This window comes from Streptomyces sp. NPDC034670 (genome assembly GCF_055574875.1).
The window spans coordinates 1-25,042 of sequence record NZ_JBVITR010000073.1 but is presented as its reverse complement, the minus strand read 5'-3'; the positions used below and the strand labels follow the sequence as shown (position 1 = coordinate 25,042).

Annotated in this window: 22 protein-coding genes and 1 tRNA gene; 7 read left to right on the top strand and 16 right to left on the bottom strand. The window is 73.2% G+C overall.

All coding sequences use genetic code 11. From position 1 onward, the window contains the following. Nucleotides 1–109: 109 nt before the first annotated feature. From ACZ56B_RS30450 to ACZ56B_RS30435, 4 genes are all read right to left on the bottom strand, one after another. Nucleotides 110–1,012 (bottom strand): LLM class flavin-dependent oxidoreductase, encoded by a 903-nt coding sequence (locus ACZ56B_RS30450; RefSeq protein ID WP_468797497.1) that lies wholly within the window; start codon nt 1,010–1,012, stop codon nt 110–112. Between the two features lie 93 nt (nt 1,013–1,105). Beyond that, entirely contained in the window at nt 1,106–1,564 is a 459-nt protein-coding gene (locus tag ACZ56B_RS30445) for a hypothetical protein (protein WP_468797494.1), read from the bottom strand. Nucleotides 1,565–1,570: 6 nt separating this feature from the next. After that, the gene (locus tag ACZ56B_RS30440; RefSeq protein WP_468797491.1) at nt 1,571–2,119 is read right to left on the bottom strand and encodes an RNA 2'-phosphotransferase; all 549 of its coding nucleotides are present in this window, start codon (nt 2,117–2,119) and stop codon (nt 1,571–1,573) included. A gap of 126 nt (nt 2,120–2,245) precedes the next feature. After that, nucleotides 2,246–4,003 carry an SDR family oxidoreductase gene (locus tag ACZ56B_RS30435; protein WP_468797488.1) on the bottom strand — a complete coding sequence of 586 codons (1,758 nt, stop codon included), beginning with the start codon at nt 4,001–4,003 and terminating at the stop codon, nt 2,246–2,248. A gap of 124 nt (nt 4,004–4,127) precedes the next feature. Here ACZ56B_RS30435 and ACZ56B_RS30430 point away from each other — a divergent pair, with 124 nt between their 5' ends. The 5 genes from ACZ56B_RS30430 (at nt 4,128) to ACZ56B_RS30410 (ending at nt 8,159) form a co-directional block, all read left to right on the top strand. Further along, on the top strand, nt 4,128–5,135 hold the full coding sequence (locus ACZ56B_RS30430) for an ABC transporter ATP-binding protein (protein ID WP_468797500.1): 1,008 nt from the start codon (nt 4,128–4,130) through the stop codon (nt 5,133–5,135). Continuing rightward, nucleotides 5,125–6,048, top strand: a complete 924-nt coding sequence (locus ACZ56B_RS30425; protein ID WP_468797485.1) for an ABC transporter permease — start codon at nt 5,125–5,127, stop codon at nt 6,046–6,048. Before ACZ56B_RS30430 ends, ACZ56B_RS30425 begins: the two co-directional genes overlap by 11 nt. A gap of 52 nt (nt 6,049–6,100) precedes the next feature. Then, nucleotides 6,101–7,012: an ABC transporter ATP-binding protein gene (locus ACZ56B_RS30420; protein WP_468797482.1), complete on the top strand. Its 912-nt coding sequence runs from the start codon at nt 6,101–6,103 to the stop codon at nt 7,010–7,012. Between the two features lie 10 nt (nt 7,013–7,022). Beyond that, the gene (locus tag ACZ56B_RS30415; RefSeq protein ID WP_468797479.1) at nt 7,023–7,742 is read left to right on the top strand and encodes an ABC transporter permease subunit; all 720 of its coding nucleotides are present in this window, start codon (nt 7,023–7,025) and stop codon (nt 7,740–7,742) included. A gap of 329 nt (nt 7,743–8,071) precedes the next feature. Continuing rightward, nucleotides 8,072–8,159: transfer RNA gene (locus ACZ56B_RS30410), tRNA-Ser, on the top strand. Between the two features lie 56 nt (nt 8,160–8,215). Here ACZ56B_RS30410 and ACZ56B_RS30405 read toward each other — a convergent pair. From ACZ56B_RS30405 to ACZ56B_RS30365, 9 genes are all read right to left on the bottom strand, one after another. Then, the gene (locus ACZ56B_RS30405) at nt 8,216–9,028 is read right to left on the bottom strand and encodes an HAD family hydrolase (RefSeq protein WP_468797476.1); all 813 of its coding nucleotides are present in this window, start codon (nt 9,026–9,028) and stop codon (nt 8,216–8,218) included. Continuing rightward, a complete protein-coding gene (gene serS / locus ACZ56B_RS30400; RefSeq protein ID WP_468797473.1) occupies nt 9,025–10,302 on the bottom strand; it encodes a serine--tRNA ligase in 1,278 nt (425 codons plus the stop codon). The genes ACZ56B_RS30405 and serS overlap by 4 nt, the downstream gene beginning before the upstream one ends. A 546-nt stretch (nt 10,303–10,848) precedes the next feature. Further along, nucleotides 10,849–11,781 (bottom strand): prephenate dehydratase, encoded by a 933-nt coding sequence (pheA, locus tag ACZ56B_RS30395; RefSeq protein ID WP_468797470.1) that lies wholly within the window; start codon nt 11,779–11,781, stop codon nt 10,849–10,851. A gap of 70 nt (nt 11,782–11,851) precedes the next feature. Continuing rightward, nucleotides 11,852–13,156 carry an iron uptake transporter deferrochelatase/peroxidase subunit gene (efeB, locus tag ACZ56B_RS30390; RefSeq protein ID WP_468797467.1) on the bottom strand — a complete coding sequence of 435 codons (1,305 nt, stop codon included), beginning with the start codon at nt 13,154–13,156 and terminating at the stop codon, nt 11,852–11,854. 6 nt (nt 13,157–13,162) lie between these two features. Then, nucleotides 13,163–15,292 carry a copper resistance CopC/CopD family protein gene (locus ACZ56B_RS30385; RefSeq protein WP_468797464.1) on the bottom strand — a complete coding sequence of 710 codons (2,130 nt, stop codon included), beginning with the start codon at nt 15,290–15,292 and terminating at the stop codon, nt 13,163–13,165. A gap of 13 nt (nt 15,293–15,305) precedes the next feature. Next, on the bottom strand, nt 15,306–15,809 hold the full coding sequence (locus ACZ56B_RS30380; protein ID WP_468797461.1) for a copper chaperone PCu(A)C: 504 nt from the start codon (nt 15,807–15,809) through the stop codon (nt 15,306–15,308). After that, nucleotides 15,806–16,468, bottom strand: coding sequence for an SCO family protein (locus ACZ56B_RS30375; RefSeq protein WP_468797458.1), 663 nt, complete (start codon nt 16,466–16,468; stop codon nt 15,806–15,808). The genes ACZ56B_RS30380 and ACZ56B_RS30375 overlap by 4 nt, the downstream gene beginning before the upstream one ends. 92 nt (nt 16,469–16,560) lie before the next feature. Beyond that, entirely contained in the window at nt 16,561–17,310 is a 750-nt protein-coding gene (locus ACZ56B_RS30370; RefSeq protein ID WP_468797456.1) for a YcnI family copper-binding membrane protein, read from the bottom strand. 209 nt (nt 17,311–17,519) lie between these two features. Further along, complete coding sequence (locus ACZ56B_RS30365; RefSeq protein ID WP_468797454.1) at nt 17,520–18,332, bottom strand: hypothetical protein; 813 nt, start codon at nt 18,330–18,332, stop codon at nt 17,520–17,522. A 220-nt stretch (nt 18,333–18,552) separates the two neighbouring features. Between ACZ56B_RS30365 and ACZ56B_RS30360 the strand changes: the two genes are divergently transcribed. Then, a complete protein-coding gene (locus ACZ56B_RS30360; protein ID WP_468797452.1) occupies nt 18,553–19,017 on the top strand; it encodes an ATP-binding protein in 465 nt (154 codons plus the stop codon). Nucleotides 19,018–19,165: 148 nt separating this feature from the next. On the opposite strand, the gene ACZ56B_RS30355 is transcribed toward ACZ56B_RS30360, so the two are convergent. Both ACZ56B_RS30355 and ACZ56B_RS30350 read right to left on the bottom strand, forming a co-directional pair. Further along, nucleotides 19,166–20,623: an aminopeptidase P family protein gene (locus ACZ56B_RS30355; protein ID WP_468797450.1), complete on the bottom strand. Its 1,458-nt coding sequence runs from the start codon at nt 20,621–20,623 to the stop codon at nt 19,166–19,168. A gap of 169 nt (nt 20,624–20,792) precedes the next feature. Next, on the bottom strand, nt 20,793–22,304 hold the full coding sequence (locus tag ACZ56B_RS30350) for a PP2C family protein-serine/threonine phosphatase (RefSeq protein WP_468797448.1): 1,512 nt from the start codon (nt 22,302–22,304) through the stop codon (nt 20,793–20,795). 504 nt (nt 22,305–22,808) lie between these two features. Here ACZ56B_RS30350 and ACZ56B_RS30345 point away from each other — a divergent pair. After that, entirely contained in the window at nt 22,809–23,477 is a 669-nt protein-coding gene (locus ACZ56B_RS30345; RefSeq protein WP_468797446.1) for a bifunctional DNA primase/polymerase, read from the top strand. A gap of 345 nt (nt 23,478–23,822) precedes the next feature. On the opposite strand, the gene ACZ56B_RS30340 is transcribed toward ACZ56B_RS30345, so the two are convergent. Further along, nucleotides 23,823–24,788 carry a DUF5926 family protein gene (locus tag ACZ56B_RS30340; RefSeq protein ID WP_468797444.1) on the bottom strand — a complete coding sequence of 322 codons (966 nt, stop codon included), beginning with the start codon at nt 24,786–24,788 and terminating at the stop codon, nt 23,823–23,825. Nucleotides 24,789–25,042 lie beyond the last annotated feature (254 nt).

Sequence of the window (25,042 nt, the reverse complement as noted above, 5' to 3'; positions counted from 1 at the left end):
CCCCCCCCCCCCCCCCCCCCCCCCCCCCCCCCCCCCCCCCCCCCCCCCCCCCCCCCCCCCCCCCCCCCCCCCCCCCCCCCCCCCCCCCGGTGCCGGGCCGTGCGGCCGCTCAGCGCAACTGCGCCGGCGCCTCCATCGCGATGCGTTCGAAGACCTTCCGGTCCGCCGCGAAGTCCGAGTCGGGGATGGGCCAGTGGATCACGATCTCGGTGAATCCCAGCTCGGCGTGGCGGCCCGCGAAGTCGACGAACGCGTCCAGGGAATCGAGCGGCCGGCCCCGGTCCGGGGTGAACCCGGTGAGCAGGATCTTGTCCAGCGCGGTCACGTCCCGGCCGAGTTCGGCACAGGCGTCGGCCAGCTTCTCCGCCTGACCGCGAATGGCCTGAACCGACTGCTCGGGCGTGCCGTTCTCGTACAGCCTGGGGTCGCCCGTGGTCACCCACGCCTGCCCGTACCGGGCCGCCAGCCGCAGCCCGCGCGGTCCGGTGGCCGCTATGGCGAACGGCAGCCGGGGCCGCTGCACGCATCCGGGGATGTTGCGGGCCTCGTGCGCCGCGTAGAAGTCACCCTCGTACGACACGGAGTCCTCGGTGAGCAGCCGGTCGAGCAGCGGGACGAACTCACCGAAGCGGTCGGCACGCTCGCGCGGCGCCCACGGCTCCTGGCCGAGCGCGGTGGCGTCGAAGCCGGTGCCGCCCGCGCCGATGCCGAGGGTGACGCGTCCGCCGGAGATGTCGTCGAGGGTGATGAGTTCCTTGGCCAAGGTCACCGGGTGCCGGAAGTTCGGCGAGGTCACGAGGGTGCCCAGCCGCATCCGGTCGGTGACGGCCGCCGCGGCGGTCAGGGTCGGGACGGCGCCGAACCAGGGGCCGTCCCGGAAACTGCGCCAGGACAGGTGGTCGTAGGTGTACGCCGCGTGGAAGCCGAGGTCCTCGGCACGCTCCCAGGCCGCACGGCTGCCCTCGTTCCAGCGGCGGTACGGAAGGATCACGGTGCTCAGGCGCAGACTCATGCCGCCGAGCCTATGCGCCGCCGCCGGTTTCACGTGAAACGGCCGACTCCCCCGGGCGTCGCGCCGGATCTCGGTGTCCCCGGTCGCGTCCGGTCAGCGCACCCGTGCGCTCAGCCACGGAGTGAGAACGATCATGGGGATGAACTCCTTGTGCGTCCGGTCCCCGGGGAGCGGCACCGTCAGGAAATATCCGGGCGGGAAACGCCGCGCCCTGACGTACGCCAGGCCGCCGAAGACGGAGCGGAGGAAGGCGGGCACGTCGTCGCGCGCGATGTCGGGGCACTCCACCCCCTCGACGTCGATCAGCGCGTCGTCCTCGGGGTAGAGCCACACGCTCACCCGTGGCCGCCCGCCGAACTCGACGTGGGCCTCGTGGGGGAGGGAGCCGTCGGGGTCGGTGGTGACGCCGACGCCCGCTGCGGTGCGGCGCGAGGTCTGATCGGCGCCGATGTCGTGGGTGACCTCGATCTCACGCCCGTAGGCCTCGGCGAGCGCCCGGAGGGCGGTGACGGCGGCTTCGGTGGTGGGCAAGTGGTCCATACCGTGGATCATGCAGCTTCAACGGCCGCCGGGGAACCGCAGGTACCGGGCGGGCACGGACCGGGTCAGCCACACGCCGTTGGCGCTCACCCGGAAGACGTGTCCGTCGCGGTGCATGGCGGCCGCGTCCACGGACAGGACGACCGGACGGCCGCGCCGGGCGCCCACGCGGACCGCCGTCCCACGGTCGGCGGAGAGGTGCACGTCGTGCCGGTTCATGGGCCGGAGACCCTCGGCGCGGATCGCGTCCAGGGCGCGGGCGACGGTGCCGTGGTACAGGTACGGCGGCGGTGTGGCCGGCGCCAGTCCGAGGTCGACCTCGACGCTGTGGCCCTGGCCGGCGCGGATCCGGGTGCCCTCGACGGCGAAGCGCCGCTTGTCGTTGACGGCGACGACGTGGTCCAGCTCCTCGCGGGTGAACGGGAAGCCGTGTGCGGCCGCCGCGGCGATCAGCGTGTCGATCTCCACCCAGCCGCCCTCGTCGAGCGCGAGCCCGATCCGTCCGGGCTGGTGGCGCAGGTGCCGGGAGAGGTACTTCGACACCTTCACGGTGCGTTCTTCGTCCATCCCCCCAGCCTGCCGGGAGAGACACACATCACGCGAAGGATCTCGTCCGCCGGGTTTGATCCACAGCCAAGTACGTTTATCCACAGGAGAGTTGGCGGTTTCTGTGGACAACCGGTCCACCGGTGCTCACCGCAGCGGCTTCACCCGGGCGATCCCGCGCAGCGCACCCGGCATCCACCGCGACAGCGCGTACGCCGTCCGCGCCTCCGGCGTGACCGGCACCACCGCCTCGTCGCGCACCACCGCACGCAGGATCGCGGCGGCGACCTTCTCCGGTGGGGAGCCGCGCATCCCGTAGAGGCGTGCCACCCGCCTCCGCAGGCGCCGTTCCTCCTCGGCGTCCGCGCCCGCGAAGCGGGCGGTGGAGGTGAGGGCGGTGTCGACGAACCCGGGGCACACCGCGGTCACGCCGATCCCCTGCCCGGCCAGCTCCGCGCGCAGGCACTCGCTCAGCATCAGCACCGCCGCCTTGGAGGTGCTGTAGGCGGGCAGCGCCCTGGACGGCTGGAACGCCGCCGCCGAGGCGACGTTGACGATGTGGCCCCCCTGCCCGCGCTCGGCCATCCGCCGTCCGAAGAGCCGGCAGCCGTGGATCACCCCCCACAGGTTGACGTCGAGGACCTCCTTCCAGTCCTCGGGCGTGGTGTCGAAGAAGGAGCCGCCCAGGCCGATGCCGGCGTTGTTCACCAGGACGTCCACCACGCCGTGCTCGGCGGTGACCCGTTCGGCGAGCTCCTCCATGGCCCGCTCGTCGGAGACGTCCGCCGTCTCGGCCCGGGCCTTCGCCGCGCCGCGGCGGCCGGCCTCCTCGGCGGTGCGGGCCGCGGCCGCGGCGTCCCGGTCGACGACGAGCACGCGCGCGCCCGCCTCGGCGAACGCGAGCGCGGTCGCCCGCCCGATGCCGCTGCCCGCCCCGGTGACCAGGACGAGCCGTCCGCCGAAGCGGTCGGCGTACCGGCCCCGGGCCGCCGCTTCCGGCCGTCCGTCCTCCACGGACGTCACGAAATCGGTGATCCAGCGCGCCAGCGGGTCGGGGTGGGTGCGCGGCACCCAGTGCCCGGCCGGCAGCGTCCGCCGGGTCAGCCGCGGGGCCCACCGCTCCAGTTCGTCGTGGAGCCGCTCCGACAGGAACACGTCCTCCAGCGGGGTGATGAGCTGCACCGGCACGTGCGCGCGGGCGTCCGCACGCGGACCGCGCAGCCGGGGCCGTACGTTGTCCCGGTAGAGCCAGGCCCCGTGGGCCGCGTCCGACGGCAGGGACGCGGTGGGGTAGTCGCCGCCGGGGGCCTTCCCGGCGCGCTCCAGGACGCGCGGCCAGCGCCTGCCGAGCGGGCCGCGCCAGGCGAGTTCGGGCAGCACGGGCGTGTGCAGCAGGTACACGTACCAGGACCTGGCGCCCTGGCCGAGCAGCTGGCCGACCCGGCGCGGGGTGGGGCGCTTCAGACGGCGGCCGATCCAGTGCCCGAGGTGGTCGAGGGACGGCCCGGACATCGAGGTGAAGGAGGCGATCCGCCCCTCGGTGCGGGCCACGGTGACGAACTCCCAGGACTGCACCGAGCCCCAGTCGTGCCCCACCAGGTGCACCGGCCGGTCCGGACTGACCGCGTCCGCGACGGCCAGGAAGTCGTCGGTCAGCTTCTCCAGGGTGAACCCGCCCCGTAGCGGCCGCGGAGCCGTGGAGCGGCCGTGGCCCCGGACGTCGTACGCCACGACGTGGAAGTGCTCGGCGAGGCGCGGCGCGACCTCGGACCACACCTCCTTGCTGTCCGGGTAGCCGTGCACGAGGACGACCGTCGGCCGGTCCGGGTCGCCCAGTTCGGCCACGCACAGCTCGACCCCGCCCGTGCGCACCCGGCGCTCCCGCGCGCCCGCCATACCCGTCACACCGGCGAATGTGGCAGGTGCCGGACGATTCCTCAAGGGCGCCCCGCGGCCCGCGGGTCACTCCCGGGCCGGGGCCCTTACGGGCCCGTACGACTCCAGGGGGATCCCAAGACGGCTCTCCGGTCTGACGACCGGGGTGGCGGGAGTCACTACCGTCGACGACGTGACTGTGATCGCGACCGAAAGCCTGAGCAAGCGGTTCCCCCGGGTGACCGCGCTTGACCGGCTCTCCGTGGACGTCGGGCCCGGTGTGACCGGACTCGTCGGAGCCAACGGGGCCGGCAAGTCCACACTGATCAAGATCCTGCTGGGTCTGTCTCCCGCCACCGAGGGCCGCGCCGAAGTGCTCGGCCTCGACGTCGCCACCGAGGGTCCCGCCATCCGCGAGCGGGTCGGCTACATGCCGGAGCACGACTGCCTGCCGCCGGACGTCTCGGCCACCGAGTTCGTCGTCCACATGGCGCGCATGTCCGGCCTGCCCCCCACCGCGGCGCGCGAACGCACCGCGGACACGCTGCGCCACGTCGGCCTGTACGAGGAGCGCTACCGCCCCATCGGCGGCTACTCCACCGGCATGAAGCAGCGCGTGAAGCTCGCGCAGGCCCTGGTGCACGACCCGCAGCTGGTCTTCCTGGACGAGCCGACCAACGGCCTCGACCCGGTCGGCCGCGACGAGATGCTCGGCCTGATCCGCCGGATCCACACCGACTTCGGCATCTCGGTCCTGGTCACCTCGCACCTGCTGGGCGAGCTGGAGCGCACCTGCGACCACGTCGTCGTCGTCGACGGCGGCAAGCTGCTGCGCTCCAGCTCCACCACGGACTTCACCCAGACCACCACGACCCTCGCGATCGAGGTCACCGACACCGACGAGCACCCGGACGGCACCCGCGCGGTGCGCGAGGCGCTGCACGCGCGCGGGGTGAGCGTCGAGGACGGCAGCGGACTGCCGGGCGCCGGACACGTCCTGCTGCTCACCGCACGGGGCGAGGAGACGTACGACCTGGTCCGGGACGTCATCACCGACCTCGGTCTCGGCCTGGTGCGCATGGAGCAGCGCCGGCACCACATCTCCGAGGTCTTCAGGAACAGCGACGAGCAGCGGAAGGAGGCGGTCGGCCATGGCCGCTGAGCAGTCCGCGCAGCCCCTGCAGGCACCAGCCGCTGCCCCGGGTGACACCCGTATCCACAACATCGGCTACCGCTCCTACGACGGCCCCCGCCTCGGCCGCTCCTACGCCCGTCTGTCGCTGTACTCGCAGTCCCTGCGCGGCTCCTACGGCCTCGGCCGCTCGGTGAAGTCCAAGGTGCTGCCGATGCTGCTGTTCGTGGTGATGTGCGTGCCCGCCGCCATCATGGTGGCGGTCTCCGTCGCCACCAAGGCGAACGACCTGCCGGTCGACTACACGCGCTACGCGATCATCATGCAGGCCGTCATCAGCCTGTACGTCGCCTCGCAGGCACCCCAGTCGGTCTCCCGCGACCTGCGCTTCAAGACCGTGCCGCTGTACTTCTCGCGGCCCATCGAGACCGCCGACTACGTGCGCGCCAAGTACGCCGCGCTGGCCTCGGCCCTCTTCATCCTCACCGCCGCCCCCCTGCTGGTGCTGTACATCGGCGCGCTGCTGGCCAAGCTCGACTTCGCCGACCAGACCAAGGGACTCGCACAGGGACTGGTCTCCGTGGCACTGCTCTCGCTGCTCCTCGCCGGCATCGGCCTGGTCATCGCGTCGGTCACCCCGCGCCGCGGCTTCGGCATCGCCGCCGTGATCGCCGTCCTGACCATCTCCTACGGCGCGGTCTCCACGCTCCAGGCGATCGCGCACGTCCAGGGCGGCGGTGACGCCGGCACCTGGATCGGGCTGTTCTCGCCGGTCACCCTGATCGACGGCGTGCAGTCCGCCTTCCTGGGCGCGAGCTCCACCTTCCCCGGCGGGGTGGGCCCGGGCAACGCCGAGGGCGTGGTCTACGTCCTCTTCACCCTCGGTCTGATCGCCGCCTGCTACGGCCTCCTGGTGCGCCGCTACAGGAAGGTGGGACTGTGACCACGCCCGACCCGTCGCCCGCCACCACCCTCACAAGGAATGGGCTGCGCCCATGAGCACTCTCACCCTCGACCACGTCTCCCGCTGGTTCGGCAACGTGGTCGCCGTCAACGACATCAGCATGACCATCGGGCCCGGCGTCACCGGCCTCCTCGGCCCCAACGGCGCCGGGAAGTCCACCCTCATCAACATGATGGGCGGCTTCCTCGCCCCCTCCACCGGCACCGTCACCCTCGACGGACAGCAGGTGTGGCGCAACGAGGCCGTCTACCGGCACATCGGCATCGTCCCCGAGCGGGAGGCGATGTACGACTTCCTCACCGGCCGCGAGTTCGTCCTCGCCAACGCCGAACTGCACGGCCTGGGCGCCAAGGCCGCCCAGAAGGCCCTGGCGACGGTCGAGATGGAGTACGCGCAGGACCGGAAGATCGCCACGTACTCCAAGGGCATGCGGCAGCGCGTGAAGATGGCCTCCGCGCTGGTGCACGAGCCGTCCCTGCTCCTGCTGGACGAGCCCTTCAACGGCATGGACCCGCGTCAGCGGATGCAGCTGATGGACCTGCTGCGGCGGATGGGCGACGAGGGCCGCACCGTGCTGTTCTCGTCGCACATCCTGGAGGAGGTCGAGCAGCTCGCCTGGCACATCGAGGTCGTCGTCGCCGGACGGCACGCGGCCGGCGGCGACTTCCGCAAGATCCGCCGGCTGATGACGGACCGCCCGCACCGCTACCTGGTGCGCTCCAGCGACGACCGCGCCCTCGCGGCCGCGCTGATCGCCGACCCGTCGACGTCCGGCATCGAGGTCGACCACACCGAGGGCGTCCTGCGCATCCAGGCCGTCGACTTCGGCCGCTTCACGGCCCTGCTGCCGAGGGTCGCGAAGGAGCACGGCATCCGTCTGCTCACGGTCTCGCCGTCCGACGAGTCACTCGAGTCCGTCTTCTCGTACCTGGTCGCGGCGTAGGAGGCCCACGATGTACGACCCCACAGTCGCCCGGCTCACCTACCGGGCCCTGCTCGGCCGTCGCCGGGCCCTCATCCTGGGCGCGCTGCCCCTGCTGCTGATCGCGATCTCCCTGGCGGTGCGCGGTCTCGCCGGAGCCGACGACCAGACCGCGGCCGACGTGCTGGGCGGGCTGGCGCTCGCCACCATGGTGCCGATCATCGGCGTGATCGCGGGCACGGGTGCGATCGGCCCCGAGATCGACGACGGGTCCGTGGTGTACCTGTTGTCCAAGCCGATCAAGCGGCCGACGATCATCCACACCAAGCTGATCGTCGCGATCGCCGTGACCATGGTGTTCTCGGCGGTGCCGACCCTGATCGCGGGCTTCGTCCTGAACGGCAACGGCCAGCAGGTCGCCGTCGCCTACACGGTGGCCGCGCTGGTCGCCTCCATCGCGTACGCGGCCCTCTTCCTCCTGCTCGGCACGGTCTCCCGGCACGCGGTGGTGTTCGGCCTGGTCTACGCGCTGGTCTGGGAGGCCCTGTTCGGCTCCCTGGTGCCCGGCGCGCGCACGCTGAGCGTCCAGCAGTGGTCGCTGGCCGTGGCCCAGAAGGTCTCCGGCGGCGAGCTGGTCACCTCGGACGTGAGCCTGACGACCGCCACGGTGCTGCTGGCGGCGGTCACCGTCCTGGCCACCTGGTACGCCGGTCAGAAGCTGCGCGCGCTGACGCTCGCCGGCGAGGAGTGACGGGCCTTCGGGCGAACGGCGGGCGGTGGCCGGGAGGCCGCCGCCCGCCGTGGTCGATCGTTGTGGTCGATCGCCGCGTTTAATCGGTGGTGCCCGACTCGTCCGGCGGGCAGAGTGGTGGTGTCCGCGTCGCCGGGGAAACCCGGCGCCGTCTGCTGGGAGAGGAGCGGGGCGATGTCCATGCACGGCAGTGCGCCCGGCTCCCGTCAGGGCAGCCCGCGGCGGACTCCGGAGTAGTCCCTACTGCTCCGTCGAGTCCGCCCCGCACGGGGAACTGCCCGGGGCGGCCGCTTCGAGCACGCGCACATCGTCGCGTGGGCCGCCCACCCGGAGGATTGGCCGAGTTGGTAAGGCACCGGTTCGCTGAGCCGTGGTCGGGTCCGGGAACCCGCGCACGTTCGATCCGTGCATCCTCCGCCGAACGCCGAACGCCGAACGCCGAACGCCGAACGCCGAACGCCGAACGCCGGGCCTCAGCCCAGCATGCGCTCCAGCACGACCGCGATCCCGTCCTCCTCGTTGGAGGACGTCACCTCGTCGGCCACCGCCTTCAGCTCCCGGTGGGCGTTGGCCATGGCCACGCCGTGCGCGGCCCAGGCGAACATCGGGACGTCGTTGGGCATGTCGCCGAAGGCGATCGTCTCCGCCGCCCTCGCGCCCAGCCGGCGCGCCGCCAGCGACAGCCCCGTCGCCTTGGACAGCCCGAGCGGCAGCAGCTCGACGATGCCCTCGCCCGCCATGGTGACCGTGACGAAACCGCCCGCGGTGCGGACGGCCGCCTCGGCGAGCTCGTCGGAGGTCAGGGCCGGGTGCTGGATGTACAGCTTGTTCAGGGGCGCCGTCCACAGGTCCGACGCGTCCGTGAACGGTGTCGCGGGCAGCCCGCCCACGACCTCGTACCCGGGACCGACCAGCACCTCGCCCTCCAGCCCGTCGCGGCTCGCCGCCAGGTGCAGCGGACCGACCTCGGCCTCGATCTTGGCCAGCGCCACCCCGGCCAGTTGCCGGTCCAGCGTCACCGAGGTGAGCAGGCGGTGCGCGCCGGCGTCGTACACCTGGGCGCCCTGCCCGCAGACGGCGAGACCCCGGTAGCCGAGGTCGTCGAGTATGGGGCGGGTCCAGGGCACCGCGCGGCCGGTGACGACGATGTGCGCGGCGCCCGCCGCGGTGGCCGCGGCGAGCGCGTCCCGGGTGCGCGGGGAGACCGAGTGGTCGTCACGCAGCAGGGTGCCGTCGAGGTCGGTGGCGACGAGCCGGTACGGGAAGGGCGACGGGGCGGTGCTCACCGGGCGACCGGCTCCAGGAGCTCCCGGCCGCCCAGGTACGGGCGCAGCACCTCGGGCACGCGCACCGAGCCGTCGGCCTGCTGGTGGTTCTCCAGGATGGCCACGATGGTGCGCGGTACGGCGCACAGGGTGCCGTTGAGCGTGGCCAGCGGGCGCACCGTCTTGCCGTCGCGGACGCGGATCTGCAGGCGGCGGGACTGGAACTCGGTGCAGTCCGAGGTCGAGGTCAGCTCGCGGTACTTGCCCTGGGTCGGGATCCACGCCTCGCAGTCGTACTTACGCGCGGCGGAGGAGCCCAGGTCGCCCGAGGCGACGTCGATCACGCGGAACGGCAGCTCCAGCGAGGTCAGCCACTGCTTCTCCCACTCCAGCAGCCGCTGGTGCTCCTCCTGCGACTCCTCGGGGGTGACGTAGGAGAACATCTCGACCTTGTCGAACTGGTGCACGCGGAAGATGCCGCGGGTGTCCTTGCCGTGCGAGCCGGCCTCGCGGCGGAAGCAGGGGGAGAAGCCCGCGTAGCGCAGCGGCAGCCGGTCGGCGTCGATGATCTCGTCCATGTGGTACGCCGCCAGCGGCACCTCGGACGTGCCGACCAGGTAGAGGTCGTCCTTGTCGAGGTGGTAGACGTCCTGGGCGGCCTGGCCGAGGAAGCCGGTGCCCGCCATGGACTGGGGGCGCACCAGCGCCGGGGTGAGCATCGGCGTGAAGCCGGCCGCGGTGGCCTGGGCGATCGCCGCGTTCACCAGGGCGAGCTCCAGCAGGGCGCCGACGCCGGTGAGGAAGTAGAAGCGGGAGCCGGAGACCTTGGCGCCGCGCTCGACGTCGATCGCGCCGAGGAGCTGGCCGAGCTCCAGGTGGTCCTTGGGCTCGAAGCCCTCGGCGCCGAAGTCGCGGACGGTGCCGTGCGTCTCCAGGGTGACGAAGTCGTCCTCGCCGCCCACGGGGACGTCGGGGTGGATCAGGTTGCCCAGCTTGAGCAGGATCTCCTGGGTCTCGGCCGCGGCGGCCTCCCGGTCGGCGTCGGCGGCCTTCACGTCCGCCTTGAGCTGCTCCGCCTTCTTCAGCAGCTCGGCCTTCTCCTCACCGGCCGCCTTGGGGACGAGCTTGCCGAGCGCCTTCTGCTCGGCGCGCAGCTCGTCGAAGCGGACGCCGGACGACCTGCGCCGTTCGTCGGCAGACAGGAGGGCGTCGACGAGCGCGACGTCCTCTCCACGGGCGCGCTGCGAAGCGCGCACACGGTCGGGGTCCTCACGGAGCAGGCGAAGGTCAATCACGCGGTCAAGGCTACCGGTGCGGTGCGAGAGCCCACGACTCCCTCGTGCGGCAGGACGGCCGACTTTCCGTTATGCGGCAATTGCGCAGTGTGTTCCGTCGCGTCAAGAAAAGAGGGCGCATCCCCCGGTGAGGGTCGGTCCACAGGCGGCCGGTTGACTCGAATTCGCTGGTTGAGGTGACGCTTGGCGCTTGGTTTTCCACAGGCTCCCACGGCGTCGGAAAGTTATCCACAGGGTGTGGGGAAGTTCTGTGGACTTCGAAACGAGCCCCTCCGAGGGGGTGGCGAACCCTGGATTTCGCGCACAGGGCCCCTGAAATCTCACTTTCGAAGGAAAGGAGTTCACCCCAAAGGATTGCCCAAGGGAAAAGGCGGACAAAAGTGATCCACAGAGCGACAGGCGTGATCATGGCGCGTGGAGGGATGTGTCGACCGAAGGAACACGTCTGTCGACTTGTCCTCAGGTCGAGAAGCTGTCCTGTGGATAACTTCTGTGGATGACGAAAATCAGCAGGTAGGACCGGTGCCGTCCGGGCTGATGAGCCCGTCAGAAACGGCCGTCCTGGCACCGCGCCACCCAGTCCGCCGCGCCCGCGAACTCCTCGTCCGACGTGCCGGCGAACGGAGGCCGCACCTCCCCCGGCCGTACGTCCGCACGCGGGTACGAGCCGAGGAAACGCACCTGCAGACAGATCCGCTTCAGTCCCGTCAGCGCCTCGGCCATCCGGCGGTCCGAGATGTGTCCCTCGGCGTCGATGCAGAAGCAGTAGTTGCCGATGCCGGCTCCCGTGGGCCGGGACTGGAGCAGCATCAGGTTGATGCCCCGCGTGGCGAACTCGCCCAGCAGGTCGCGCAGGGCGCCGGGGTGGTCGTCGCGCTGCCACAGCACCACGGAGGTCTTGTCCGCACCGGTGCGTGCGGCGGGCCGGGCGGGCCGGCCCACCAGCACGAACCGGGTCTGGGCGTTCTCCGCGTCGTGGATGTTCGTCTCCAGGGCCTCCAGGCCGTACCGGGCGGCTGCGAACTCACCGGCGAAGGCGGCGTCGTACCGGCCCTCCTGGACCAGGCGCGCACCGTCCGCGTTCGAGGCGGCCGACTCCCAGTGGGCGTCCGGGAGATGGGTCGCGAGCCAGTTGCGGACCTGGGGCTGGGCGGCCGGGTGGGCGGTGACCGTCTTGATGTCCGACAGCGTGGTGCCCGGGCGGACGAGCAGGGCGAAGGTGATCGACAGCAGCACCTCGCGGTAGATCATCAGCGGGGCGCCGGCGACCAGTTCGTCGAGGGTGGTGGTGATGCCGCCCTCGACGGAGTTCTCGATGGGCACGAAAGCGGCCTCGGCCTCGCCGACGCGCACCGCGTCGAGCGCGGACTGCACGGACACGTACGGGATCAGCTCCCGGGTGGCGGCCTCGGGAAGCGTCCTCAGGGCGACTTCGGTGAAGGTGCCCTCGGGGCCGAGATACGCATAGCTCGCTGGCATGACCTCACCCTAATGCGCGCCCGACGGCATCAGCCCCGGATGCGCCCTCAGGGGTGACGCGGAGCGGTTCTCACCCCTCCAGCAGCGGCTGCCCCACATACTCGCCCTCCGCCGCGCCGCCCGGTACCGCGAACAGCCCGCTCGCCTCGTGACGGATGAACGGGGACAGCGCATCGCCCCGGTCCAGCTTGCGCTGCACCGGCACGAAGCCGCGCAGCGGGTCGGCCTGCCAGCAGATGAACAGCAGACCCGCGTCCGGCACCCCGTCCGCGTCGATGCCGTCGTGGTACGAGAACGGGCGCCGGAGCATCGCCGCGCCGCCGTTCTGGTCGGGACGGGTGATCCTGGCGTGGGCGTTGAAGGGGACGACCAGGTTGCCCTCGGCGTCCGTCTTCTCCAGGTCCATCTCGGAGGTCTCGGTGCCCCCGGACAGCGGCGCCCCGTCGGACTTGCGGCGCCCGATGACGTTCTCCTGCTCCTCGGCGGCGAGCTTCTCCCAGTCGTCCAGCAGCATGCGGATGCGGCGGACGACGGCGTAGGAGCCGTTCGCCATCCAGGCGGGCTCGCCGTTCTCGGGGACGAAGACGCGCCGGTCGAAGTCGGAGTCGGTGGGCCTGGGGTTGCGGGTGCCGTCGATCTGGCCCATCAGGTTGCGGGTCGTCATGGGGTGGGCGGTGGCGCCCGGCGAACGGTTGAAGCCGTTCATCTGCCAGCGCACCCTGGCCGCCGACCCCGCGTCCTTCTGCACCGCGCGCAGGGCGTGGAAGGCCACGAGGGCGTCGTCGGCACCGATCTGCACCCACAGGTCGCCGTCGCTGCGGGCCTTGTCGAGGCGGTCGGAGGAGAAGGCGGGCAGCGGGTCCAGGGCGACCGGGCGCTGTTCCTCCAGGCCGGTGCGGGCGAAGAAACTGTGGCCGAAACCGAAGGTGAGGGTCAGCGAGGAGGGGCCGGCGTCGCGGGCCACGTCGGTGTCGTCCTGCCTGCTCGGCTCGCCCGCCATCAGTCGGCGGGCCGTGTCCGACCAGCGGCGCAGCAGGGCGGCCGCCTCCTTGCGGCCGGCGCCGGGCGCCAGGTCGAAGGCGACGAGGTGGCCGCGGGCCTGGAGCCCCTCGGTGATGCCGGGCTGATGTTTCCCGTGAAACATCACCCGTCCGGCACCCACCGAGGTCAGCGGAGTGGCCTCGGCGGGCGCCGCCGCGTGTCCCACGACCGCCCCGCCCGACGCGCCGAGCACGAGGCCGGTGGCCCCGGCACCGAGCAGCCGGCGCCGGGACACGCCCTTCCCCGGCGCCCCGGCGCCCCCGGTGGTCCGGGCGGCGGTCCCCTCCTGGGCGGCCTCCGGAATGCGGGCCTGCGGAATGGACTGGTCGGTCATGGTGGTTCAGCCGATCTTCGCGTTCTTGGAGACGGTCACCTGGTCGATGTCGGACGTCCGCACGGTCACCTCGATCTTCCAGTCGCCCGCCATCGGGATCTGCACGCCGCTCGCCGACCAGTGTCCGGTGGCGACGCGGTCGGGGGCGACCGGCAGCGGTCCGATGTCCCGGGCGGAGAGGGTGAGGGCGACCTTCACCTCGGGGACGTCGAAGGCCTCGCCGTCCGTGCGCTCCACATGGAGGTGCAGGTCGTTGTCGCCCACCCGCGCGGGATCGAGGTCGATCGTGACGATGCCCCTGCCGTTCCCGCCACCGGTGTCGAACGGCATGTTCAGGGTCACCGCGCCGGTCCCCTGGCCGGCAGCGGCGGACGACGAGGACGAGGTGGAGGCGGCCGCCTCGGCCTCCTGCTCCGTGCGCCCCGGCTCGGTCTGCGTCAGCACGGTGGTGACGGCGAGCAGGACGACGGCGACGCCCGCCTCGGCGAGTACGGAGCGGCGCAGGCCGAAGCGGTTCGGGTCGGCGTCGCGCAGCCGCTTCTGCCGGGCGTTCTCCATCGCGGCCCGCTGCCGGGCGAGCTGAGCGGCTCGCGCGGGGTCCGTCCCGTCCTGCTCGCCGCGCCCGTCCCGTTCCCCGGCTCCCCCGGAACCGCTCTCCCCGGCTCGGGCGACCCCGGACTCGTCGGCCCCGGCCTTGCCGACCCCGGACTCGTCGGCCCCGGACCGCCCCGCGTCGGACCGCCCCGCGTCGGACTGTTCCGCGTCGGACTGTTCCGCGCCGGGCGGCGTCGCGGACACGGTGCCCGCGGGCTCCTTCTCCTCCCGCAGTTCCCGGCGCGCCGCCGGCGGCGCCGTCTGCGCCAGCCGCGCCGTCCACCGCCGCGAGACGGAGGCGATCGCGACCAGCACCACCACGAGCCCGATCTTGGCGAGCAGCAGCTGCCCGTAGCGGGTGTCGGTGAACGCCGACCAGGAACCGAGCTGCCGCCAGGACTGGTAGGTCCCGGTGACGACGAGCGCCACCACGCTGCCGAACGCGAGCCGGGAGAACCGCCGCACCGCGGTCCGGTCGACCGGGGTGTCGGCGGGCGCCCGGTAGAGCGCGACGAGCAGGGCGGTGAGCCCGCCGAGCCAGGCGGCGACGGCCAGCAGGTGGACGACGTCGACCGGCATGGCGATCCCCGCCTGGAGCCCCTGGGAGGCGTGCTCGGACATGGCCCAGCTCGCGGCCAGTCCGGTCGCCACGACCGTCCCCCCGATCGCCGGCCCGAGGGGCAGCTCCCGCTTCTCCTCGGCCGCCCCCGGACCGGCCTGCCGGCGCACGGCGCCGTCGTCCGGGACGGTGGCGGACGACGGGCGGGCGTGCGCCCCGAACAGCACCGCGATGAACAGCGCCGCCGCGGCGAGCAGCAGCAGCCGGGACACCAGCGCCGCGCCGGTCTTGGTCTGGAGCACCTCCCCGAGCAGCGTCAGGTCGAAGGCGTCGGCGAGCTCTCCGGAGCGGGTGTACGCACCGCGCAGGAGCAGCAGGGCGAGCGTGGCCGCGGTGAGCGCGAGCCACCCGGAGACGACCAGCCGCTGCACCGCCCGCACCCCGCCGCCGCGCGGCCAGCAGACGAGGACGAAGGCGGCCCCGCCCACCATGACGGCGAACCCGGCGTACGACACGTACCGGCCGAAGCCGTACAGCCCGCCGACCAGCCCGTCGCCGGAGGCCTGGGCGGAGGCGGGGACGGAGGTCTCGGAGGGGGCGCCGATGGAGAAGGTGAAGGCCCCGGCGACGGGGTGGCTGTCCGCCGACACCACCTGGTAGGCCACGGTGTACGTGCCGTCGGGCAGTCCGCCGAGCAGTCGCACGGAGTACGTGGTGCCGCTCGGGTTGGCCGGGGCGCCCTTGTCGACCCGCTGTCCCCTGGGGTCGAGCACGCGAACGGCGTCGTCGTTCACCGCGACCGGCTCGGAGAAGGTGAGCGAGACCTGGGTGGGGGCCCGGTCGACCACCGACCCCTGCCGCGGATCGCTCCCGGTCAGCGCGGCGTGCGCGGAGGCGGGAGCGGCCCCGGCGAGGAGCGCGCCGGCGACGGCCAGGAACAGCAGTACCAGGGTCCGCAGGCGGGGGGCGGTGGTCTGGGTCACGGGGGTGTCTCCCTCAGTGTCCGGTCTCGTGTCCGGCGTCGTGTCCGGCTCCGTGTCCGGTCGTGCGGCCGGACTTCGGCGTGTAGGTGGCGGCCTTCACCGGAACCTCGACCGTGACGGGGTCGGACCGGTCGAAGCGCAGCTCGACGGAGACCTTCTGGCCCTCCCGGGGCTTCCGCTTCAGCTGCTCGAACATCAGGTGGTTGCCGCCGCTCTCCAGCACGAGGCGCCCGCGGGCCGGGATGTCGAGCCCGTCGACCTCCCGCATGGAGCCGTCGACGGTCTCGTGCACGGTGACCCGTTCGGCGATGTCGCTGCTGGCGGAGGTCAGCCGGTCCGCCGTGTCGCCCTCGTTGGTGATGGTGAGGAAGCCCGCCGCCAGGTCCGACACCGGCTGGGGGATGTAGGCCGAGCCGACCGAGAGGTCCGCGGCGCCGCCACCGGAGCCGCCGCACCCGGTCAGGGCCAGGGCCAGCGCTCCGGCGACGGCCAGGGCCGTGGGCGCGCGGTGCCTCACGGCTTCTCGCCCTTGATGAGCGCGGGCAGGTCCTCGGTGTAGTCGTCCACGGTGGCGTCCTCGCCGTAGAGGACGTAACCGCCGTCGGTCTTCGGCGAGAAGGCGATGACCTGGGTGCCGTGGTCGGAGACGACCTTGCCCTGGTCGTCCTCGCGCGGCGGGTCGATCGTGATGCCGAGGGTGCGGGCGCCCGCCTGGATGGTGGCGAAGTCGCCGGTCAGGCCGACGACCTGGGGGTCGATGCCCTTGAGCCAGGTGCCGAGCGCCTCGGGGGTGTCCCGCTCGGGGTCGGTGGTGACGAACACCACCCGCAGCTCGTCCTGCTGGTCCTGGGGCAGCTGCTTCTTGGCCACCGCGATGTTGTTCATCGTCAGCGGGCAGACGTCGGGGCAGTGCGTGTAGCCGAAGTAGATCAGCGTGGGCCTGCCCGCGGTCTCCTTGCGGAAGTCGTACTCCTTGCCCCGGGTGTCGGTGAGGACGAGGTCCGGCTTCTCGAACGGCTTGTCGAGGACGGTGGCCGCCTTGTCGGCGCCCGCCTCCTCGGAGACCACGGCGACGGGCCGGCCGCTGTCGCTGTCGCCCTCGCCGCTGCCGCAGGCGGAGAGGGTCAGGGAGGCGGCGGCGAGCAGGGCGGCCGCCGCGAAGGTCTTCTTGCGCATGAGGGGTGTCCTGAGGTGAGGTGCTCCGGCGCGCACCGGGAGGCCACGGGCCGTGGCCGGCCCCGGCGCGCGCCGCTGAAAGGAGGACGGGGTCAGGCGGAGGTGCGCCGACGCCCGGCCAGTACGCCGTAGGCGACGCCCGCGGCACCGATGACGATGCCGACGACGCCCAGGACGCGTGCGAGGGTGTCCGTGCCACCGGAGTCGGACGCCGCGGTGGTCTCGGCGGAGGCCTTCTCGGCGGACCCGGCGCCGTCCTCGGCCTCCTCGGCCTCGTCGTCGTCCGAGGCACCGTGGTGGCCGTCGTCGGAGGCCGCCGACAGCGCGAGCACGGGGGCCGGGTGGTCGGGCTCCTCCTGGCCCTCCTGCGGCACCTCGATCCAGCGGACGACCTCCTTGTTGGAGTACGTCTGCAGGGCCTTGAAGACGAGCTCGTCCGCGTTCTCGGGCAGCGTGCCGACGGACACCGGGAACTTCTGGAAGAAGCCGGGCTCGACGCCGTCGCCGGTGGCGGTCCAGGTCACCTTGGTGACGGCCTCGTTGATCTTCCTGCCGTGCACCTCGAGCGGCTTGTCCAGCTTGGACTTGGTGACCTCGATGTCCCAGCCCTCGACCGGCTGCGGCATCACCGAGGCCAGCGGGTGGTCCGCGGGGAAGGTGATCTCGAGCTTGGTGGTCGAGGCGTTGTCCCGCTCGTTGGGGACCTTGAAGTTGAGGACCTCGTAGCCGCCCTTGGCGGCCTCCCCCTCGGGCTGCACGCCGACGTGCGCGAAGGAGGGGGTGGACACGGCGAGGACGGCGGCGCCGGCGACGGCGACGGCGGCGATACGGGAAGCCTTCATGGCAGAAGCACTCCGCTTCGGTTGGGTTTCGCTGACGGTGAGGGACGCGCGCCCGCGGCGGGGGGACCTCCCGGTCCCTCCCGGCCCCTCCCGGTCTCCCGGAGGAGGGCCCGGACGCGACGGGAACCGGACGCACACGCGGCGCCGCACGCCGGAGTCCCTCTCCCCGGCCCGGAGGACCGGTGTGGCGGAGTGGTGGTCGCGGCGCGTCAGGCGGCGAGGGCGAGTGCGGTGACGGCGGTCGGCGGGCCGCGGCGGATCACCGAGTGCTGGAGCGGTGCGGTGCGGGGCGCGGGCGGCTCGGGCGGCGCGGTGCGCGGCGTGCGGGGACCCGTCTCCGGTGTTCCGGGGAGCCCGGCGCGCAGGGCCCGCACCAGGGCGAGCGCCGCGCGGAGGGACCGTACGAGGGCCCCCTCGGCGACGCCGTGCGCCGACAGTTCGGTGAGCCGCAGCAGGGCCAGGTCGCCGCGGCGCAGCAGCCAGCCCGCGGCCGTCGCCGCGAGGGCGTGGCCGAGCAGCATCGGCAACGACGGCGGCAGGGACGCCGGGAGACCCGCGACGGTGGACAGGGCGTCCGCCGGGGCGCGCGCCGGACCCGGGTGGATCCCCGCGTCGGCGAGGATGCGGTGGGCCTGCGCGGGGCTGATCGCCGCCGCGCTGGGCCCGCACGTCAGCCGCGCGGCGCGCTCGACCAGCGCGGCGTCGGAGAGGACGGACGGCGAACCCGCGGGGAGCGCGACGGTGCCGTGCTGCCCGAGGCCGAACAGGATGTGCAGCGCCGTCTGGCCGACCGTCAGCAGCGCTGCGATCATCGGCACGGAACGCGCGCGTCCGGCGAGCGGCGCGGCGATCGCGAGCACCATGAGGAACCCGGCGGCCAGCGTCCACAGCGGAACGGCGGCGCAGGAGGCGAAACTGTGGCCCGCCCCGGCCAGCACGACGCAGACCGCGGCGAACACCGCGGCCCGCAGGATCCGGAGCCCTCGTCCGGAACGCGTCGTGCGCGCGTGGGGGGCAGACATGACGGGCTCATCATCGCACCGGCCCCCCGCCCGCCGTACGGCAGGTCCGCAAGATGCGGTACGACCGGAAGATCACCTCTGCCACGGGGTGCCCCACATACACCGATCGGTGCCGCGGCGCATCCGCCGTATGGGCGGTGTCACGCCGACTTCACGCTTACAAGTGAGTACTCAGGGCAATACGTAACGGTATGTCGAGCCGCGGCCGGGAGGCTGGAGCATGAGCATCTGGTGGTCACTCCATCTGCGGCGCGATGCTGCGAGCGTGCCGCTCGCCCGGCGCCTGCTGCTCGGCACCATGGAGACCGCGGGCGTCGACCCCGACGTCTCCTACGACCTCTCCGTCGCCCTCAGCGAGGCGTGTGCGAACGCCGTCGAGCACGGCGGGGACACCACGCGGGGCGGGACCTCGCAGGCGTACCGGGTGACCGCCTACCTCGACGGCGAGAAGTGCCGCATCGAGGTCGCCGACGAAGGCCCCGGCTTCCCCGCCGGCGCCGCGGGCCCCTCCCGTCCGCCGGCCCGCCCCGTGCCGTCCGACGCGGAGCACGGCCGGGGCCTGTGCCTCATCCAGGAGCTGGCCGACCACGTCCACATCGGCAGCGCGCCGGGCCGGAAAGGTGCGGTGGTGAGCTTCGACAAGATCCTGAAGTGGCGCGAGGACGCCCCGCTGGCGGCGGTGTAGCGCCGGCGCCGCTTCGCGGAGGCCGGGGACCCGGGGACCCGGGGGCACCGAGGATTCCGGGGCCCGGGACCCGAGGTCACGGAAGCGCGGACACGAAGGGGCCGGGCACCCCCGGGTGCCCGGCCCCTTCCGCGTCCACGGCGCGTCGTCAGCCCTTCAGGGAGGCCATCCACGCCTCGACGTCGTCCGACCGCCGCGGCAGCGCGGCGCTCAGGTTCCGGTTGCCGTCCTCGGTGACCAGGATGTCGTCCTCGATGCGGACGCCGATGCCCCGGTACTCCTCGGGCACGGTCAGGTCGTCGGCCTGGAAGTACAGGCCCGGCTCCACCGTGAGCACCATGCCGGGCTCCAGCGTGCCCGCGACGTACGTCTCGGTGCGCGCGGCGGCGCAGTCGTGGACGTCCATGCCGAGCATGTGACCGGTGCCGTGCAGCGTCCAGCGGCGCTGCAGGCCCAGCTCCAGCACCCGCTCCACCGGGCCCTCGACCAGACCCCACTCGACGAGCCGCTCGGCCAGCACGCGCTGGGCGGCGTCGTGGAAGTCGCGGTACTTGGCGCCCGGCTTCACCGCCGCGATGCCGGCCTCCTGGGCGTCGTACACGGCGTCGTAGATCTTCTTCTGCAGCTCGCTGTACCGGCCGCTGATCGGCAGCGTGCGGGTGACGTCGGCGGTGTAGTACGTGTGGGTCTCCACGCCCGCGTCGAGCAGCAGCAGGTCGCCGGGGCGGACCGGTCCGTCGTTGCGCACCCAGTGCAGGGTGGTGGCGTGCGGGCCGGCGGCGCAGATGGAGCCGTAGCCGACGTCGTTGCCCTCCACGCGGGCACGCAGGAAGAACGTTCCCTCGATGTAGCGCTCGGACGTCGCCTCGGCCTTGTCGAGGACCTTCACGACGTCCTCGAAGCCGCGCACGGTGGAGTCGACGGCCTTCTGCAGCTCACCGATCTCGAAGTCGTCCTTGACCAGCCGCATCTCGGAGAGGAAGACGCGCAGCTCCTCGTCGCGCTCGGCGGTGACCTTGTCGGTCAGCGCCGCCTCGACGCCGGCGTCGTGACCCCGCACGACCCGCACCGGGCCGGTGGCCTCGCGCAGCTTGCCGGCCAGCTCGCGCACGTCGGAGGCGGGGATGCCGTACAGCTTCTCGGCCTCGGTGAGGGAGTGGCGGCGGCCGACCCACAGCTCGCCCTGGCCGTCCAGCCAGAACTCGCCGTTCTCGCGGTTGGAGCGCGGCAGGAGGTAGAGCGTCGCCCGGTGCCCGTCGGCGGTGGGCTCCATGACGAGGACGCCGTCCTCGGTCTGGTTGCCGGTGAGGTAGGCGTACTCGACCGACGCCCGGAAGGGGTACTCGGTGTCGTTCGAGCGGGTCTTCAGGTTGCCCGCGGGGACGACCAGGCGCTCGCCCGGGAAGCGGGCGGACAGCGCGGCGCGGCGCGCGGCGGTCTCGGCGGCCTGGGGGACCGGCTCCAGGTCGTGCAGCTCGGTGTCGGCCCAGCCGCTGCGCATGTTGGCGGCCAGCTCGTCGGACACGCCCGGGTACAGGCCGTTCTTGCGCTGCTTGATCGGCTCTTCCTCAGCGGTCTCCGGGTTCTCCGGCAGCTCCTCCGCCACGGTCATCCTCCTCGCTACGGCACGGGACCTGCCCCCGGGCTCTCGGCTTCGCCCGAGCGGGGGGCACCCCCATCGTACGGTCGTACGGAAACGGCCGAAGGGTGCGAGGGCCTGTTACCGGGGGCGCACGGAGGATGACGCGGAGGGCGGCCGGAGCGCGGTCCCGCGCCTACGCGAACCGCGCGGCCAGCAGCACCACGTCCTCCGCGGAGTCCGCCGTGCCCGCCCCCCGGGGCAGCACCGTGCGCAGGACGTGGTCGGCGATCGCGCCGGGGTCGTGGCGCAGCGCCCTCGGCACCCCGGCCGCCGCCGCGTGCAGCCGGGCGAAGGCGCGGTCGGTGGGGTCGCCGGTGCGGTGCAGCAGTCCGTCGGTGTACAGCAGCACCGTCTCCCCCGGTTCGGGGCGGACCTCCACGCTCGGCGCCTCCCAGCAGGCCAGCATGCCCAGGGGGACGGAGACGGAGGTCTCCACGAACTCCGTGCGCCGCTCGCCGATCAGCAGCGGCGGGCTGTGCCCGGCCCCGGCCAGCGTGATCCTGCGCAGCGCGGGTTCGCAGTAGCCGAACAGCGCGGTGGCCGACCGGGCCGGTTCGGTGAGCCGCAGCAGCAGTTCCAGGTCGGACAGGACGGCGACCGGGTCCTCGCCCTCCATCACGGCGTACGCGCGCAGGGACGCCCGCAGCCGCCCCATCGCGGCGACCGCGCCGGGACCCGACCCGGTGACGGACCCCACGGCGAGGCCGAGCGCGGCGTCCGGCAGGGGCAGCGCGTCGTACCAGTCGCCGCCCCCGCGCGGGGAGGTGGCGTGCCGGGCGGCGAGCTGGACGCCGGGGACGCGGGGGAGGCGCGAGGGCAGCAACTCCTCGGACAGGGTGGCCAGGCACGCGCGGCTGCGCTCGAGTTCGAGGAGCCGGGCGAGGTGCTCGGCGGCGTGACGGGCGTACAGGCCGACGAGGTGGCGCTGCCGCTCCGACGGCTCGGCGGGCTCGTCGTAGAGCCACACCGCGGCGCCCAGGCGGCCGGTGGTCCCGGTGGTGAGCGGGAGGGCGTAGCTGGCGGCGTAGCCGAGGCGCGCGGCGACCTCGCGGTGCCGGGGGTCGAGTCCCTTCTCGGCGAACAGGTCGGGCTCGGCGACGCCGTCGCCGGCGCCGGGCGGTCCGTCCAGGATCCTGCCGTGCGCCAGGGAGCCGCGCGGCACCGTCTCCAGGTGGCCGAGGTCCGCGCGGGCCAGGCCGAGGCCGACGGTGGTGTCCGGGCCGAGGCCGTCGGCGGGTTCCAGGGCGACGAGGCCGCGCCGGGCGCCCACCAGGGCGGAGCCCGCGCGCAGCAGTTCCCGCAGCGCCTCGTCGAGCGCGCTCACGCGGACCAGGCGCTCGGTGAGCTCGTGGAGGGTCGTGAGGTCGGAGACCCACCCGGCGAGACGGTCCTGGAGCAAGGCGCCCGGTGCGTGCCGGGCAGGCGCCGGGGAGGTGGAGGCGCCCGCGGCGACGGACGCGACAGTGTGGGCGGGGGCCGGGACCGTGGAATCGATTCCGGCCACTTTCGGAGGGTGCGAGGCGTTCATGGTGTCCGGCTTTCCGACCGGTGCGTACTGCTCAAAAGCATCGCAAACCCCCATGTCGTTCTGCGTCACCGGCAGTGTCTCCACATGTACACGTACTCGTGAGGAGATGTCCAGCATTGTCCTGCTGGGATTCCTGGTGTCCGTGGGACGGGAGGAAACTCGCCGCAGACCCCTTGTCGAAATGTGAAGTTGGCTTGAAACTGCCTCAGGGGGAGGCGGATTGCGGTCGACTGGGCTTGCTCGACGGAGCGTCACGACGGTCGTGATGGGTACGTACTCGGTGAAGGCCGGGGGTGGCGGGGAGCCACCCGGGAACCCGGCGACGGATCCGGGCGTCTCCACCATCGACGGCCGTGCCCCATCCTCCCGTGGCGGAGGCGGAGAGAACCACGCGCGACGGCAAACGCCAGACTTCGCCACCCCCATCCCATGCCCATGCTTCCGAGGGACGCGGTATGGGTGGAACGGTCACGGAGGCAGCCCATGCTCGGCCCATGGGGGCTCCCCCTGCCCGGCGCGGGGGTGTGATGCGCCAACAGGTACGCACAGTGAAGTGATCGACACATGGTGTGATGTGGACCACGGTGTTGCCAGGCGTGCAACGGAAAGGAACGAGCGCTCATGCGCGAGATCCTCGGAAGGCGACGCAGGCTCCTGTCCCGGCGCGGTGACGGAGGGCCGGAGTTGATCGACGCGGCCCTGACCTTCGCCACGGAGTGGCAGTGGCCCGTACTCCCGGGCGTGGCGGCGGACCCACGGGGCGGCAGGTCCCGCTGCGGCTGCCCCGACCCGGAGTGCACGGTGCCGGGCGCCCATCCCTTCGACCCCGGCCTCCTCGCGGCCACCACCGACGCGCGCATGGTGCGCTGGTGGTGGGGCAACCGGCCGGCGGCCCCCGTCATCCTGGCCACCGGCGGCAGGGCCCCCTGCGCGGTCTCGCTGCCCGCCCTGCCGGCCGCCGGCGCCCTCGGCGCACTCGACCGCCGCGGAGTGCGGCTCGGCCCGGTCGTCGCCTCGCCGACCCGCTGGGCGATCCTGGTGAAGCCGTACTCCCTGGAGCAGTTGGGCGAACTGCTGTACGCCAAGGACTTCGTCCCCGGCTCCCTCCGCTTCCACGGCGAGGGCGGCTATCTCGCCCTGCCCCCGTCCGTGACCGCGCAGGGCGAGATCCGCTGGGAACGTGCTCCGCTGCCCGGTTCGGCCTCGCCCTGGGTGCCCGACGTCGAGGCCGTGGTGGACGCCGTGGTCGAGGCCCTCACCCGGACGGGCGTGAGCGCGCCCGAGCTGTAGGGGACCGGCCCGGGTCGTCGCGGCCGCGGGGCCCACGGGCCGCGAGGGAGGACCCCGTCGCCGCGCTCCGCGGTCAACGCGCCGGTGGAGACGGGCAGTTGGCGCGCGGTCGCGTTCCGTGAACCGGTACCGGCACGGAAAGACCCGGTTGCTGGCGACGGGGGATGCACCAGCAACCGGGCTAATGGAACGGTAACAAGAGATCCGCGGTTAGCAAATTCGGTCCCGGCTTTTCCGGTCACCGACTGGCTTGTCCGCACCGGGAGTTGCCTCCGCGGCCGGTGATGCGGCCGGAACGGTCCGGCCTGCCGGCCGACCGGCCGGACCCGGTCGCGCGGGAGCGCCTCAGTTGAGCGTGACCTGGCGGTTGGTCAGCCCGCCGCGCGCCCGGCGCTCCTCGGCGGTCAGCGGCGCGTCCGCGGCCAGCGCGGCGGTGAGCCGCTCGGCGAACTCGGCCGCCGGCTTCTCCACGTCCTCGGCCGTGACCCCGCTGGGCAGGTCCCAGACCGGCACGGTGAGTCCGTGGGCGCGGAAGGAGCCCACGAGCCGCGTGCCCTCGCCGAGGGAGGACCGCCCGGCCGCGTGCAGCCGCGCGAGAGCGTCCAGAAGCTGCTCCTCGGGGTGCGGCATGACCCACCGCAGGTGGTTCTTCTCCGGCGTCTCGCACCAGTACGCGCAGTCCACGCCCGAGAGCTTGACGGTCGGGATGGCCGCGGCGTTGGCCCGCTCCAGGGAGGCGGCGACGTCCGGCGTGGCGTTCTCCGGGTCCGGGACCCAGAACTCGAACCCGCTGTGCACCACCGGCTCGAAAGCGCCCTCGGGGTCCAGCAGGTCCTGCAGCCGGGGGCCGTCGGCGGGAGCGCGGCGGCCCTGCACCGGGGTGCCGGGGTCGGCGGTGAGCGCGCGCCGGAGGGTGTCGGCCAGGTCGCGGCTGATGTCACCGGAGGAGGTGTCGTTCTGCAGGCCGAGCAGGACCGAGCCGTCGTCGCGGCGCAGGGCGGGCCAGGCCATCGGCAGCACCGTGGCCAGCGTGACCGACGGGACGCCCTCGGGCAGGCCGTCCCTCAGCGTCAGCTCGACGGTGGCGGCCGGCACCAGCTCGCGCAGCGCCACCCAGTCGCACTCGCCCGGCAGGCCCTCGAACGGGCGGTGCACCAGCTCGGTCACGGCGTGCGCGGCGGCACGGCCGTGGCAGGCCTTGTAGCGGCGGCCGCTGCCGCACGGGCAGGGCTCGCGGGCGCCGACGACCGGGACCTCTCCGTCCGTGAGCTGCGGGCGCTTGGCCTTCGTCTGGGGTCGCTTCTTGGCCATCGTGGGTGTCTCCCGGTTACGGCTCGTCTCGTACGGGCGCCGAGCCTAGCCGTTCGCGCCGCGGCCGACGGGTTCCGGTGGCGCGCCGTGCCGTCCGGGGGGCCCGGTCCGCCTCCGCCACGCCGGCCGCGCGCCTTCCCGGACCGGGCCGCCGAAGGCGATGCTCCTATGGATGTCAAGCGGCTTCGGCGAGGTCGCTTCGGGCGGTGTTGCGGCCAGGGTGCGTCATGCGGAGTGACCTCACGAGGACGCGG